At 71.0% G+C, this 14,653-nt stretch carries 13 protein-coding genes; 9 read left to right on the forward strand and 4 right to left on the reverse strand.

From position 1 onward, the window contains the following. Window positions 1-160: 160 nt before the first annotated feature. From egtA to egtD, 4 genes are read left to right on the forward strand one after another with little or no spacing between them, the layout of a single operon-like run. Complete coding sequence (gene egtA, locus ACFU97_RS14980; protein ID WP_384255710.1) at window positions 161-1,477, forward strand: ergothioneine biosynthesis glutamate--cysteine ligase EgtA; 1,317 nt, start codon at window positions 161-163, stop codon at window positions 1,475-1,477. After that, window positions 1,474-2,838 (forward strand): ergothioneine biosynthesis protein EgtB, encoded by a 1,365-nt coding sequence (gene egtB, locus ACFU97_RS14985; RefSeq protein WP_384255713.1) that lies wholly within the window; start codon window positions 1,474-1,476, stop codon window positions 2,836-2,838. Before egtA ends, egtB begins: the two co-directional genes overlap by 4 nt. Beyond that, on the forward strand, window positions 2,838-3,629 hold the full coding sequence (gene egtC / locus ACFU97_RS14990; protein ID WP_384255716.1) for an ergothioneine biosynthesis protein EgtC: 792 nt from the start codon (window positions 2,838-2,840) through the stop codon (window positions 3,627-3,629). Before egtB ends, egtC begins: the two co-directional genes overlap by 1 nt. Beyond that, window positions 3,626-4,588 (forward strand): L-histidine N(alpha)-methyltransferase, encoded by a 963-nt coding sequence (gene egtD, locus ACFU97_RS14995; protein ID WP_384255718.1) that lies wholly within the window; start codon window positions 3,626-3,628, stop codon window positions 4,586-4,588. Before egtC ends, egtD begins: the two co-directional genes overlap by 4 nt. Window positions 4,589-4,646: 58 nt before the next feature. Here the strand turns inward: egtD and ACFU97_RS15000 are convergent, their stop codons facing one another. Further along, window positions 4,647-5,393, reverse strand: coding sequence for a class I SAM-dependent methyltransferase (locus tag ACFU97_RS15000; protein WP_384255721.1), 747 nt, complete (start codon window positions 5,391-5,393; stop codon window positions 4,647-4,649). Between the two features lie 290 nt (window positions 5,394-5,683). Between ACFU97_RS15000 and ACFU97_RS15005 the strand changes: the two genes are divergently transcribed. Continuing rightward, window positions 5,684-6,358: a glycoside hydrolase family 11 protein gene (locus tag ACFU97_RS15005; protein ID WP_384255724.1), complete on the forward strand. Its 675-nt coding sequence runs from the start codon at window positions 5,684-5,686 to the stop codon at window positions 6,356-6,358. Further along, window positions 6,355-7,020, forward strand: a complete 666-nt coding sequence (locus ACFU97_RS15010) for a polysaccharide deacetylase family protein (RefSeq protein WP_384255727.1) — start codon at window positions 6,355-6,357, stop codon at window positions 7,018-7,020. The genes ACFU97_RS15005 and ACFU97_RS15010 overlap by 4 nt, the downstream gene beginning before the upstream one ends. Before the next feature lie 77 nt (window positions 7,021-7,097). Here ACFU97_RS15010 and ACFU97_RS15015 read toward each other — a convergent pair whose 3' ends face one another. From ACFU97_RS15015 to ACFU97_RS15025, 3 genes are all read right to left on the reverse strand, one after another. Further along, window positions 7,098-8,351: an extracellular solute-binding protein gene (locus ACFU97_RS15015; RefSeq protein ID WP_384255730.1), complete on the reverse strand. Its 1,254-nt coding sequence runs from the start codon at window positions 8,349-8,351 to the stop codon at window positions 7,098-7,100. A 250-nt stretch (window positions 8,352-8,601) separates the two neighbouring features. Beyond that, window positions 8,602-9,177, reverse strand: coding sequence for a TerD family protein (locus ACFU97_RS15020; RefSeq protein WP_384255732.1), 576 nt, complete (start codon window positions 9,175-9,177; stop codon window positions 8,602-8,604). Window positions 9,178-9,310: 133 nt separating this feature from the next. Beyond that, window positions 9,311-12,736, reverse strand: a complete 3,426-nt coding sequence (locus ACFU97_RS15025) for an indolepyruvate ferredoxin oxidoreductase family protein (RefSeq protein WP_384255735.1) — start codon at window positions 12,734-12,736, stop codon at window positions 9,311-9,313. A 123-nt stretch (window positions 12,737-12,859) separates the two neighbouring features. On the opposite strand from ACFU97_RS15025, the gene ACFU97_RS15030 reads away from it, so the two are divergent. The 3 genes from ACFU97_RS15030 to ACFU97_RS15040 all read left to right on the forward strand — a co-directional run bounded on the left by ACFU97_RS15030 (window position 12,860) and on the right by ACFU97_RS15040 (window position 14,611). Continuing rightward, the gene (locus tag ACFU97_RS15030; RefSeq protein ID WP_384255737.1) at window positions 12,860-13,351 is read left to right on the forward strand and encodes an Lrp/AsnC family transcriptional regulator; all 492 of its coding nucleotides are present in this window, start codon (window positions 12,860-12,862) and stop codon (window positions 13,349-13,351) included. Between the two features lie 131 nt (window positions 13,352-13,482). Beyond that, window positions 13,483-14,298 (forward strand): SAM-dependent methyltransferase, encoded by an 816-nt coding sequence (locus tag ACFU97_RS15035; RefSeq protein WP_384255740.1) that lies wholly within the window; start codon window positions 13,483-13,485, stop codon window positions 14,296-14,298. Window positions 14,299-14,395: 97 nt separating this feature from the next. After that, window positions 14,396-14,611: a dodecin gene (locus ACFU97_RS15040; RefSeq protein WP_384255742.1), complete on the forward strand. Its 216-nt coding sequence runs from the start codon at window positions 14,396-14,398 to the stop codon at window positions 14,609-14,611. Window positions 14,612-14,653 lie beyond the last annotated feature (42 nt).

The following is a 14,653-nucleotide window of genomic DNA, read 5'->3' on the forward strand; positions in this document are numbered from 1 at the left end:
CCCTGGCGAACGTGTGGAACGAGGAGATTACCGAGCCGGAACGTACGAATACGCACCCTTGTGCGATTGGGCGTGAGGGTCTTGGGTGGGACGAGTGCTGCCGTCCGGGCGCCTGACGGCCCGGCGCGGTGGCACGCTCGAATCTCAGGAGGTTCCTGGCATGTCCGATACGCCGAGTACTCATCCGGCGCCCGACTGTACGGAGCCCCGCACCGCCCTCACCCCACCCGAGGTGGAGGCACTGGTCCGGGGCATCTGTTTCAAGACCGGCCCACCCCGCACCGTCGGCGTGGAAGTGGAATGGCTCGTCCACGAGCTGCGCACACCGCAGCTCCCCGTCACAACCGAACGACTCGAAGCGGCCTACGCCGCTCTGCGGAACGTACCTCTGAGGTCGGCGCTCACCATAGAGCCCGGCGGTCAGCTGGAGCTCAGCTCGCCGCCCGCCGCCTCCCTGATGGAGTGCATCCGCACCGTCTCCGCCGACCTCGACGCCGTCCGCTCGGTCCTCACCGGGCAGGGACTCGGCCTCGTCGGCATCGGCCACGACCCATGGCACGCACCCCGCCGGTTCCTGCACGAACCGCGGTACGACGCGCTGGAGGCCTGTCTCGACCGGACCGGACCGGCCGGCCGTCGCATGATGTGCACCTCGGCCTCGGTCCAGATCGGCCTGGACTGCGGATACGAGGAGCCCGGCCCCCTCGGCCACGGGCGGCGCTGGTGGCTGGCGCACCAGCTGGGAGCGGTCCTGGTGGCCGCCTTCGCCAACTCCCCGCTCGCCGGCCGGCAGCCCACGGGCTGGCGCTCCACCCGGCAGCTGCTGTGGCTGGAGATCGGCCCCGGCCGCGCGGGCGCGCCCCCGCTGGACGGTGATCCGCGCCGGGCCTGGGCCCGGCACGTCCTGGACGCGCCGGTGATGTGCGTCCGCCAGGCCGACGGGCCCTGGGACGTACCGGAGGGGCTGACCTTCCGGGACTGGGCCGATTCCGGGGCGCCCAGGCCGCCGACCCGGGAGGATCTCGACTACCACATCACGACCCTGTTCCCGCCGGTCAGACCGCGTGGGTTCCTGGAGCTGCGCATGATCGACGCGCAGCCGGGCGAGGACGGGTGGATCGTCCCGCTCGCCGTGACGGCGGCGCTCTTCGACGATCCGGAGGCGGCCGAGACCGCGTACCGCACGGTGAAGCCGCTGGCGGAGCGGGCTCTCGGGCTGCCGGCGCCGCACAACCCCCTGTGGATCGACGCCGCCCGCCACGGACTGGCCGACCCGGAACTGCACGAGGCGGCGATCACCTGCTTCGCCGCGGCGCTGGAGGCCCTGCCCAGGATCGGCGCCACCACCGAGGTCACGGACGCCGTGGCGGCGTACCTCGACCGCTATGTCATCCAGGGCCGCAGCCCGGCCGACGATCTGCTGGACCGGGTGCGCGGCACGGACCGGCGCCCGCACGGGAAGGACATCCGCACATGACCGACCCCGCCATCGACGCCCCCGTCATCGACGAATCCGCGACGGAGGAGTCGTTCATCGACGCGGAGACGCTCCGCGAGCGGGCGCTGACCACCCTTGTCACCGCGCGTGACCGCACCACGCTCCTGACCAGCTGCGTCGAGGAGCCCGACCTGACCGCCCAGCACTCCCCGCTGATGTCGCCGCTGGTGTGGGACCTGGCGCACATCGGCAACCAGGAGGAGCTGTGGCTCCTGCGGGCGGTCGCGGGACGGGAGGCGATGCGGCCCGAGATCGACGGCCTCTACGACGCCTTCGAGCACCCGCGCTCCGAACGGCCCTCGCTGCCGCTGCTGCCGCCCGCCGAGGCGCGTACGTACGCGGCCGAGGTGCGCGGCCGTGTGATGGACGTGCTGGAGGGCGCCGCCTTCCACGGGACGCGGCTGACCGAGGCGGGTTTCGCCTTCGGGATGATCGCGCAGCACGAACAGCAGCACGACGAGACGATGCTGATCACCCATCAGCTCCGCAAGGGCCCGCAGGCCCTGACCGCCCCCGACCCCGACCCCGTCCCGCTGTTCACCGGTCCGGCCGAGGTCCTCGTGCCCGGCGGCCCGTTCACCATGGGCACCTCCACCGAGCCGTGGGCGCTGGACAACGAACGCCCGGCGCACCGGCGCGAGGTGGCGTCGTTCCACATCGACACCACGCCGGTGACCAACGGCGCCTACCAGGCGTTCATCGAGGACGGCGGCTACGACAGCGAACGCTGGTGGACGCCCGAGGGCTGGGCACACATCCGCAAGCACCGGATCCGGGCGCCGCTGTTCTGGCACCGCGACGGCAAGCAGTGGCTGCGCCGCCGCTTCGGCGTCACCGAGGTGGTGCCGGCCGACGAGCCGGTGCTGCACGTGTGCTGGTACGAGGCGGACGCCTACGCCCGCTGGGCCGGGCGCCGGCTGCCCACCGAGGCCGAGTGGGAGAAGGCCGCCCGGCACGACCCGGCGACCGGCCGCTCGACGCGCTACCCGTGGGGCGACGACGACCCGCGGCCCGAGCACGCCAACCTCGGTCAGCGGCATCTGCGCCCCGCTCCGGCCGGCAGCTACCCGCAGGGCGAGTCCCCGCTGGGCGTACGGCAGTTGATCGGCGACGTGTGGGAGTGGACGTCGAGCGACCTGGCGCCGTACCCGGGCTTCGAGGCCTTCCCGTACAAGGAGTACTCGGAGGTGTTCTTCGGGCCGGACTACAAGGTGCTGCGCGGCGGTTCGTTCGCCGTGGACCAGGTGGCCTGCCGGGGTACGTTCCGCAACTGGGACTACCCGATCCGGCGGCAGATCTTCTCCGGGTTCCGCACCGCACGCTCCGCGGGAGACACCTGATGTGCCGTCACCTCGCCTATCTGGGGCCGCAGGAGCCGCTCGGCAGCGTTCTCGTGCAGCCCGCGCACGCCCTGTACCGGCAGTCCTGGGCGCCCCGGCATCAGCGCCACGGGACGGTCAACGCCGATGGTTTCGGGGTGGGTTGGTACGCCGAGGATGACCCGGTGCCGGCCCGCTACCGCCGCGCCGGGCCCATCTGGGCCGACCTGTCCTTCGCCGACCTGGCCCGTGTCGTCCGCTCGGGCGCCGTACTGGCCGCAGTACGGGATGCCACCCTGTCCGGGGCGGACGCGGAGGCCGCGGCGGCGCCGTACGCCGCCGGGCCGTGGCTGTTCAGCCACAACGGGGCGGTGAAGGGCTGGCCGGGTTCGCTCGCCCCGCTCGTCTCCGCCCTGCCCGCCGTCGACGTGCTGTCGCTGGAGGCCCGCAACGACTCGGCGCTCGTCTGGGCGCTGGTCCTGGCGCGGCTGCGCAACGGCGACGACGAGGGGCAGGCGCTCGCCGACACGGTCCTGGAGGTCGCCGAGGCGGCCCCCGGGTCCCGGCTCAACCTGCTGCTCACCAACGGCGAGACGATCACCGCGACCACCTGGGGCGACACCCTCTGGTACCTGTCCCGGCCCGGTCGCAGCACCGTCGTGGCGTCCGAGCCCTACGACGACGATCCGCACTGGCAGGAGGTCCCCGACCGCACCCTGCTCGCGGCGAGCCGCACGGACGTGCTGCTCACCCCTCTCAAGGAGCCGAGCGACGCCTCGGCCCCCGCACTGCCGAAGGAGCCTTGTACGTGAGTCCGTTCCTTCTCACCCGCACCCTGCCCGAGGACGCCACCGACGCCGCCCTGCGCGCCGACGTCCAGCAGGGCCTGACCGGCACGCCCAAGACGCTGCCGCCGAAATGGTTCTACGACGCCGCGGGCAGCGATCTGTTCGAGCAGATCACCGAGTTGCCCGAGTACTACCCCACGCGTGCGGAGCGGGAGATCCTCATCGCCCGCTCCGGCGAGATCGCCGCGGCGACGGGCGCCCGCACGCTGATCGAGCTCGGCTCGGGTTCCTCCGAGAAGACCAGGCACCTGCTCGACGCACACACCGGCCTGGACACCTACATCCCGGTCGACGTCAGCGAGAGCGCGCTCAGGCAGGCGGGCGAGGCGCTGGTCGCCGAACGTCCGGGCCTCCAGGTCCACGCCCTGATCGCCGACTTCACCGCCGGCCTGACCCTCCCGGACACGCCCGGCCCCCGGCTGATCGCCTTCCTCGGCGGCACGATCGGCAACCTGCTCCCGGCCGAACGGGCCGCCTTCTACACGGCGGTCCGCTCCCTCCTCTCCCCCGGCGACGCGCTGCTCCTCGGCACGGACCTGGTCAAGGACGAGAAGGTCCTGGTCCGCGCCTACGACGACGCGGCGGGCGTGACGGCCGCCTTCAACAAGAACGTCCTGACCGTCGTCAACCGCGAACTGCGCGCCGACTTCGACCCGGACGCCTTCGAGCACGTCGCCCTGTGGGACTCCCACAACGAGTGGATCGAAATGCGCCTGCGCTCCCGCACGGCGCAGACGGTGAAGATCCACGCGCTGGACCTCGCGGTCGACTTCACCGAGGACGAGGAACTCCGCACGGAAATCTCGGCAAAGTTCCGCCGGGAGGGCGTCCGCTCCGAACTCTCCACCGCGGGCCTGGACTTGACCCACTGGTGGACGGACGAGGAAGGCCGGTTCGCGTTGTCCCTCAGTGTGGCGCGATAGTCCGCGACAGCAGGATTGGGGCAGGCGCCACATCCGGCGCCTGCCCCATCGCTGTGTGTCAGCGCACCGAGGTCTCTGCCTCCGGACGCCGCGCGAGGAAGACGAACTCTCGGCCCGGCCGGTCCGGAGCATCGCGCACATCGTCGACCACGAACCCATGCGCGCCCAGGTCCGCTTCGATCTCCTCACGCGCGCGGAAACGCAACGTCGAATCCGACGTCAGCACTTGGCCGTCCGCGGCGAAGGTGTAGGTCCATCTGAACGTCACCAGGGGCCGGCTCAGGTCGGTCAGTTCGACCCAGGTCCCGACTGCGCCCACGCCGGGAATCTCTGTCACGCGGTACGAGTCCTCCCGGTTCCACTCCTCCCAGGCACGACTCGCCGGATCCCGCGTCTCGAAGACGAGGCGTCCGTCTGGCCGTAGTGACTCGTAGGCTCCGCGCAGGGTGTCCTGCCAGGCCGTCGGATCCGCGATCGCCTGAGCGACGTTCGCCGTCATGGTCGCGAGGTCGACCTGCAACGGCGGGAGCGTCGACATGTCCCCGCAGATCCACCGGACCCGCTCACCGCCCGGCTTGCCCTTGGCTACGTCGATCGACGCACCGGCAGGGTCGATCCCGATCACGTCGATTCCGCGGTCAGCCAGGAGGAGGGCGAACACCCCTGTCCCGCACCCGATGTCCAGCACTCGACGTGCTTCGAACTCGTCCACCATGTCGACGTACGCCACGAGGTCGCCGCGATCGGGGTCGAGCTGGTCGTAGACCGCGGCGAGCCGCGGATGCCCGAAGCACTCGTCAACCATGCAGGTCACGGTATGCCGAGCCGGCTCCACCTCTCCACTCGTTTCACCGCCTCACAGCGAGACCGAGCTTCGGCGGGCACTGACGCGTAAGTCGCTTCGGAAGAGTTCCGAAACATTCGTAATTTGATCTTGACGTTGCCGCTGCCTCCACGCGATCTATTGGCCAAAATGGCATGCTCAATCGCCCTCGAATGTTTCGAGTTCTCACCGAAACTATTGACGCTTGACGGGGACAGGCCAAAACTGGCGGACCGAAACCCGGCCTCGATGCACGAGGAGGAAACCCCCACATGGACGCCACACCCGCACACCCGCTGAGCCGCAGGGCAGCCTGCGGTCTGTTGTTGGGGACGGCCGCCGCGCTGGCGGTGCCCGGTACCGCCCGGGCCGCCACCGTCATCACCACCAACCAGACCGGCACCAACAACGGCTTCTACTACTCGTTCTGGACGGACGCGCAGAACACCGTCTCCATGACGCTGGGCAACGGCGGCAACTACAGCACCAGTTGGCGGAACACCGGCAACTTCGTCTGCGGCAAGGGCTGGAGCACCGGTGCTCGCCGCAACGTCAGCTACTCCGGCAGCTTCAGCCCGTCCGGCAACGGCTACCTGTCGCTGTACGGCTGGACGTCGAACCCGCTCGTCGAGTACTACATCGTCGACAACTGGGGCACCTACCGGCCCACGGGAACGTACAAGGGCACGGTCACCAGCGACGGCGGCACGTACGACATCTACATGACGACGCGGTACAACGCCCCGTCCGTCGAAGGCACCAAGACCTTCAACCAGTACTGGAGCGTGCGCCAGTCGAAGCGGACCGGCGGCACCATCACCACCGGCAACCACTTCGACGCCTGGGGCCGCGCCGGCATGCCGCTCGGCAGCTTCAAGTACTACATGATCCTCGCGACCGAGGGCTACCAGAGCAGCGGCAGCTCCAACATCACGGTGTCGGGATGAGCCTCACCACCAGGCTCGGCGCCGCCGTCGCCCTTGTCGCCGCCGGCACCCTCACCCTCCACGCCGCCCCCGCGCAGGCCGCCACCTGCACCGGCTACGTCGGACTCACCTTCGACGACGGCCCGTCCGGCAACACGGCCAATCTGCTCAACGCGCTCAGGCAGAACGGCCTGCGGGCCACGATGTTCAACGAGGGGCAGTACGCCGCCGCCTACCCGGCCCAGGTCAGGGCCCAGGTCGCGGCCGGCATGTGGGTCAGCAACCACAGCTACACCCACCCGCATCTGACCCAACTCGCCCAGGCCCAGATCGACTCGGAGATCTCCCGCACCCAGCAGGCCGTCGCGTCCGCGGGCGGCGGCACGCCCCGGCTGTTCCGCCCGCCCTACGGCGAGACCAACGCGACGGTGAAGTCGGTCGAGTCCAAGTACGGCCTCAGGGAGATCATCTGGGACGTGGACTCGCAGGACTGGAACGGCGCGAGCACCGACGCGATCGTCGCGGCCGCCGGCCGGCTCACCAACGGCCAGATCATCCTGATGCACGACTGGCCCGCCAACACGGTCGCGGCGATCCCGCGTATCGCGCAGGGCCTTGCCGCCAGGAACCTGTGCGCCGGCATGATCTCCCCGCAGACGGGGCGTGCGGTGGCACCCTCGTGATCCCCGCGGTCTGAACCCGCAGCACCTCGGCCTCCGGACAGGCGCCTGCGGGGGGGTCAACCAAGCAAGTACGAGGCTCAGTTCAGTCTGTTGAGTACGTCCGTGATGCGCCGGGAGGCCCGGCGGGCCTCCGTCGCCGGGTCGGCTCCCGTGAGCACCCGGGTCATGTACGCCTTGATCGGGTTGTCCGCCTCGACCGCGCCCCACTGGGGCGTGCTGGGCGTGGCCCGGCCCTGTGCCGCCCCGGCGGCCATGGCCGCGACGCCCTCCTCGCCGGCGACATGCCGGGCGAGGTTCCTCTTGTTGGGGACGTAGTTCATGGTGCGGGCCAGGTCCGTGTCCCACTTGGCGCTGGTGAGCGCGGCGACGACGGCCACGGCGCCGTCGTGCTGGCGGGTGTTGTTCGGGATGACGAGGTCGGAGCCACCGGTGAAGACGGCGCCGGGGTGGGCGGCTGTCGGACCGGGCACCGGGAAGAAGCCCAACTTGCCCTTCAGGCCCGGGTTCTGCTGGACGACGGTGCGGGCGAGGCCCGGCACCGCGACGATCTGGGCGACGTGGCCCTTGGCGAACACGCCTGCCTGCGGCGGGTGTTCCTCGTCGGCGCCGGCCGGCCCGTCGCCGAGGGCCTGCAGATGGCGGTAGAAGTCCATGCCGCGTAGGGCCGCTGCGGTGTCCAGGGTGCCGCGCCAGCCCTCGCCGTCACCGTCGTCGGCCAGTTCCCCGCCCTCGTCCCAGATGAACCCGGCGAGTGTGTACCAGTCCTGCCCGGCGAGGTAGATGCCCTGGTTGCCACCGGAGTTGAGCTTCTCCGTGGCATCCAGCCACTGCTCCCGGGTGCGGGGCGCGGTCTTGATGCCGGCCTGCGCGAACAGGTCCTTGCGGTAGACGACGACCCGGTTGGCCGCGTACCAGGGAATGCCGTACTGGTGGGAGAGGAACTGTCCCGGCTCGGCGAGGCCGGGCAGCCAGCTCTCGCTGCCCCAGCGCAGCGACGACTCCAGGGTCAGGTCGAGCAGCCTGCCTCCCTCCACGTACTGCGGCACCTGGGTGTTGCCGACCTCGATGACGTCGGGTCCCTCGCCGGAGTCGGCGTCCAGAGCGGCCTGCACCTTGGGGCCGATGCCGGTCCACTGCTGGATGCGGACGTTCAGCCGCAGGTTCGGGTTGTCGCGCTCGAACGCCGCGGTGAACCGTCGCAGGAAGCTCGGCGAGGCGCTGTCCTTCATCAGCCACGCCGTGACGGTACGTCTGCTGCTTCCGCCGGGTTCGAGCCCGCAGGCGCCGACGAGTCCGACGGAGGAGAGGGCGAGGAGGCGACGACGTCTCACGAGGGGTCCTGTTCTGTCTGACGGACAGGGGAAAGGGCCCGACGTGGGGGGACGAGCGCAGGGGCTCGCACGGGTCGTCCGGGATTTTGGTATGGACCAATGCCTGAGTCAAGGGGGTGCGAAAGCCACGCAGGTGGAGGAAGGCGACCGGGGGCGCCGTCCGGAGAACGGAGGACGGCCGGCGCACCGCGGTGCGCCGGCCGTCCTCACCTCATGCCGGAGCGCGTCCCACGCGCGGTGCGCGCGGCGGTCAGACGTTGACCCCGAAGTCCGACGCGATGCCGGCCAGGCCCGACGCGTAGCCCTGGCCCACCGCACGGAACTTCCACTCGCCGCTGTGCCGGTACAGCTCCCCGAAGACCATCGCGGTCTCGGTCGAGGCGTCCTCGGAGAGGTCGTAGCGGGCGATCTCCTGGCTGTTGGCCTGGTTCACCACCCGGATGAAGGCGTTGCGGACCTGGCCGAAGCTCTGGCCCCGCGCGTCCGCATCGTGGATGGAGACCGGGAACACGATCCGGTCGATGTCGCCCGGCACGCCCGCGAGGTTGACCTTGATGCTCTCGTCGTCGCCCTCGCCCTCACCGGTGAGGTTGTCGCCGGTGTGCTCCACCGAACCGTCCGGGCTGCGGAGGTTGTTGTAGAAGACGAAGTGCTGGTCCGAGGCGACCCGGCCGGAGGCGTTGAGCAGCAGCGCGGAGGCGTCCAGGTCGTAGTCCGCGCCGGTGGTGGTGCGCACGTCCCATCCCAGACCGATCAACACCGCGCTCAGCCCCGGCGCTTCCTTGCTCAGCGACACGTTGCCGCCCTTGCCCAGGGAAACTCCCACGGTTCATTCCTTCCGATCGCGGGCCGACTGTAGGGTCACTGGGTTTCAACGCCGGATCCGGCCACCGCGGTTCCCACGCTTGCGCAACAACTGAAATGAGAAGCCCCGGCGGTACGGCTTCGACATCGCGCGCTCAACTGTCCAGCGCACGCAGCGCCTCGCGGGCCTGCTCGCGGTACTCCTCCACCCGCGCCATCTTGATGTCCTCGTAACCCCGGATGGACTGCGGGAGTTCGGCGATGCGCACGACCGTGTCGGCGTTGTCCGGGGTGAGCCGGTCCAGGGCCTCGCGCATCAGCTGCTGGTACTGCGTGACCAGGCCGCGTTCCGTACGGCGCACTGCCGCGAGCGCGAAGGGGTCCAGCGGGGTGCCGCGCAGCCGGCGGGCGGCCCGCAGGGCACGGAAGGCGGGACCGCTGGTGCGGCGCAGGCGGATCTTGCGGTTCATGCCCAGGGCGCGCAGGACGGGCGGGTGCAGCATGACGGAGACCTTGGCGTCCGTGCCGAACTCGGCCCGGATACGGGCCTGTTCGGCCGGGTCGAGGTGCAGGCGGGCCACCTCGTACTCGTCCTTGTACGCCATCAGCTGGTGCAGTGAGGTGGCGAAGGCGTGCGCGATCCGCCGGGCGTCGCCCTCCCCCGCGCGCTCGGTGGCGCGGCGGGTGACGGCCTCGACCGCCTGACGGTAGCGGTCCGCGTAGGCGCCGTTCTGGTAGTCGGTGAGGTCGTCGGCGCGGAGGGCGACCGCCTCCTCCAAGGTGGTGCTGCGCGGGGCCTGTTCCTGCGGGGCGGCGGCCCGCCGTACGGCCTCGGGGTCCAGCACCGCCGTGCGTCCCCAGCGGAAGGCGGCCAGGTTCTTCGCCACGGAGGCGCCGTTGAGCTCGATGGCGCGTTCCACCGCCGCCGCCCCGACGGGCAGGCAGCCGTGCTGGTAGGCCGCGCCGAGCAGCAGCATGTTGGCCGGCATGTGGTCGCCGAAGAGCCGCTCCGCCAGACCCTGGGCGTCCAGCGGGAGCAGCGCCTCGGAACGGGTCGCCGACGCGATCTTGTCGAGTGCGTCCTGCGGACCGCCGGGCACGGCGACCTGCCGGGTGATCATGGTGGCGGTGGGCACGACGGCCGTGTTGACGACGGCGACCGTCCGCTCGGGCGAGCATGCGGTCAGGGTGGGGTCGGACGCGGCGCCGAGCAGGTCGTAGCCGATGAGGACGTCGACGCCGGTGCCTGAGGCGCGCACCGCGCCGTCGACGGGGTCCTTGCCGATGCGGACGTCGCTGACGACGGGGCCGCCCTTCTGCGCCAGCCCTGTCTGGTCCAGGCCCGCGGCGTACAGTCCGTCCAGGTGGGCTGCCATCTGCAGGATCTGGGAGACGGTGACGACGCCGGTGCCGCCGATGCCGGGCATGCGCAGGACGATCTCGTGGTCGGTGAAGCGGCGCTCCGGCTCGGCCAGGGAGGCGGGCGGTTCGGGCAGCCGGGCGGGTGCGGAGCCGGCCGAGGTGCCCGGTTCGACCAGCAGGAAGGAGGGGCAGTCGCCCTTCAGACAGCTCAGGTCGGAGTTGCAGGACGGCTGGTGGATACGGGTCTTGCTGCCGAACTCGGTCTCGACGGGCTGCACCGAGAGGCAGGTGGACTGCTCGGCGCAGTCGCCGCAGCCCTCGCAGACCCGCTCGTTGACCACGACCTTCTCGGCCGGCGTCGGCAGCAGGCCGCGCTTGCGCATCCGGCGCTCCTCGGCGGCGCAGCGGTCGTCGTGGATCAGCACCGTGACGCCCTTGACGGCGGCCAGTTCGCGTTCCACGTCGGCGAGGTCGTCGCGATGGCGCACACTGGCCCGCACGTCGAGGCGGGTCCCGCGGTAGGTGCGCGGCTCGGGCGTCGTGATGACGATCCGCCGCACGCCCTCCAGGGCGAGGAGCCGGGTGAGCGCGACGACGTCGAGGCGCCCTTCGACGCTCTGCCCGCCGGTCATGGCGACGGCCTCGTTGTAGAGGAGCTTGTAGGTCATGGTCACGCCGGCCGCGACGGCGGCGCGCACGGCGAGCGAGCCGGAGTGGTGGAAGGTGCCGTCGCCGAGGTTCTGCACGAAGTGCCGGTCGTCGGTGAAGGGGGCCAGGCCGAACCACTGCGCGCCCTCACCGCCCATCTGCGTCACGCCGATCTGGTGGCCGCGCATGCCGCTGCCGTCGAGGGCGACCATGGCGTGGCAGCCGATCCCGACGCCGACCAGGGTGTCCTCGGTGGTACGGGTGGAGAGGTTGTGCGGGCAGCCGGAGCAGAAGAACGGGGTGCGGGCGGCGACGAGCGGCAGCATGCGCAGCCCTGACGGGCGCGGCTGCCCCACGAGCGCCGCGGCCCGGCCCGGCAGGCGTTCGGCGCCGATGACGCGGGCCATCGCCCGGGCCACCTCGTCGGCCTTGAGGGTGCCGCGGACCGGCAGCAGCGTACGGCCGCTCGCGTCGCGGCGGCCGAGGACGGCCGGTGCGCCGGGCCGGCCGTAGAGGGCCTGCTTGAGGTGGCCCTCCAGGAAGTCGGTCTTGTCCTCCACGACCAGCAGGCGCTCCAGGCCCTCGGTCAGCTCCGCCAGGTGGTCGCCGTCCAGCGGGTAGGGCATGCCCAGCGCGATGAGGCGGATGCCGAGCCGCTCCGTCTCGGCCTCGTCGATGCCGAGATCGCTCAGCGCCCGGCGCACCACGGCGAAGGTGGTTCCGGAGGCGAGGATGCCGAGCGTCGCCCGGCGGGCGGAGGCGACGACGCGGTTGAGGCGGTGCTCGCGGGCGTAGGCGCGGGCGATGTCCAGCCGGCGGGTCAGCAGGTCCTGTTCGGCGTCCAGCGCGGCGGGCCCGACCAGCACGGGCGGCTTGCCGGCCGGGCGGCGTTCGGGCACGGGAACGTCGCGGCCGAGGTCGCCCAGGTCGACGGTCGCCGAGGAGTCCGCGACGTCGGAGACGATCTTCAGGGCGGTCCAGAGGCCCGCGGCCCGGGACAGGGCGACGGCGTGCAGGCCGTAGTCGATGAGTTCGCGCACCGATCCGGGCGCGAGCAGCGGCAGGTAGAGGCTCTGGCACATCGCCTCGCACGAGCTGGGCAGCGTGGAGGACTTGCAGTCCGGGTCGTCCCCGATCCAGGCGACCGCCCCGCCGAGCGGCGCGGTGCCGGCCATCGTCGCATGCCGGATGGCGTCCGCGGCCCGGTCCAGGCCGGGGTTCTTGCCGTACCAGAACCCGGTGACGCCCTCGTGGCGGGCTCCCGGCAGCTGCCCGAGCAGCTGGGTTCCGCCAACCGCGGTGGCGGCCAGTTCCTCGTTCAGGCCGGCCTTGAAGACCACTCCGGCCTCGTCGAGGAACTGTGCCGCGCGGCCCATCTCCAGGTCGACGCCGCCCAGCGGGGAGCCCTGGTATCCGGAGACGAAGACGCGGGTGTCCAGGCCCCGCTCCCGGTCGAGGCGCCGCTGCTCCAGCGTGAGCCGCACCAGCGCCTGCACCCCTGACATCAGGGCACGCCCGTCGTCGGCCGTGTACTTGGCGTCGAGCGACGAGGAGACGACCGGGACGCTCACGAGTTCCTCCATTGGATCCGGGGAGCAGAAGTGGGGCACAGCACACAACCGGGCGACGGTCGACGCAAGACCTGCGAGACGAAATACCCCGAAGACGCAAAGAACTCATGGACAGGGGCCGACTTGCTTGATTCCATTGCGTCACCGCAGGCCGAGGAAGGGGTGGCGATGGCGCCGTACGAACTGGACGAGACGGATCACCGGCTGCTGCGTCTGCTCCAGGCGGACGGGCGGCGCACGTTCTCGGAGATGGCCCCCGAGGTCGGCCTGTCCGTGGCGGCGGTGAAGCGCAGGATCGACCGCATGCGCGAGGCCGGGGTCATCACGGGCTTCACCGTCCAGGTCGACCACGCCAAACTCGGCTGGGGCATCGAGGCGTTCACCGAGCTCCGCTACGCCGGCACCACCAGCATCAAGGACATCCTCGCCAGCACGACCCGCACCCCCGAGGTGCAGGCGGTGTTCACCATCGCCGGTGACCTGGACGCCCTGGTCCACATGCGGGTGCGCGACATCAACCATCTGCAGGAGGTCATCGACCGGCTGCGCGGCTCGGGCAAGGTCATCGGCACCAGGACGCTGATGGTGCTCGGCTCGTGGACGCGCGAGGACTGAGCCGGATCGCCCCGCCGGCCGCCGGCGAAATGCAATTGCAGGGCGAACTGGTCTATGGGACGAGGGCGTTGGCCAATAGGTTATGCGTGGAAGCATTCAACGACGCCTCGGCTGAAAGACGGACGCCACGCATGACGGACCCTGAGACGACGCACGGACCTGCGGCCCACTCGAAGATCGACACGTCGGTGCCGCACTCGGCCCGGATCTGGAACTACTGGCTGGGCGGCAAGGACAACTACCCGGTCGACGAGGAGGCCGGAGACGCGTACACCGCCGTGTTCCCCGGCATCGTCACCATCGCCCGCAGCAGCCGCGCCTTCCTGCGACGCAACATCACCTACCTGATCAATGAGGCCGGGATACGGCAGTTCCTGGACATCGGGACGGGCCTGCCGACCGCCAACAACACGCACGAGGTGGCCCAGCGGCTGGCACCCGAGGCGCGGATCGTCTACGTCGACAACGACCCGATGGTCCTCTCCCACGCCCGCGCGCTGCTCTACTCCTCGCGCGAGGGGGCGACGGCCTACGTCGACGCCGACGTGACGGACCCGGACCGCATCCTGGCCGCCGCGGCCGAGACGCTGGACTTCAGCCGCCCCACGGCGCTGATCCTCAGCAACATCCTGGGCCACGTCGGCGACTACAAGGACGCGCGCTCCATCGTGACCCGGCTGATGGACGCGCTGCCCTCGGGCAGCTACCTGTCGATCAACGACGGCTCGCGGGGCATCGACCCGGTCTTCGAGCAGGCGCAGGACGCCTACAACGAGAGCGGGGCCGTCCCCTACAACCTGCGCACGGTCGACGAGATCACGGCGTACTTCGACGGTCTGGAGCTCGTCGAGCCCGGTGTCGTGTCGGTCCCGCTGTGGCGTCCGGAGGCCGACAACCCGGCTCCGGAAGTCATCGGCGAGCACGGCGGCCTGGCCCGGAAGCCCTGACGGTCACCGGTCGGTCGGACATGTCGCGCTCCGCCGCGCCTTGGGGCACGGTGGAGTGACGTGTGACACAGGTGTCACGGCGGAGAGGAGCACCGGCATGTCCAACCACACCTACCGGGTCACGGAGATCGTCGGCACATCGCCCGACGGCGTCGACCAGGCCATCCGCAACGGCCTCGCCCGTGCCTCGCAGACCCTGCGCAACCTGGACTGGTTCGAGGTCACCCAGGTCAGGGGCCAGATCGAGGAGGGGCAGGTCGCGCACTGGCAGGTCGGTCTGAAGGTGGGGTTCCGGCTGGACGAGGACAGCTGAGGCACGCACGACCGAGACGCCGAGGGGCCGGCCGCCGACGGA

The organism is Streptomyces sp. NPDC057616 (genome assembly GCF_042800575.1).
Taxonomy (GTDB): Bacteria; Actinomycetota; Actinomycetes; order Streptomycetales; family Streptomycetaceae; genus Streptomyces.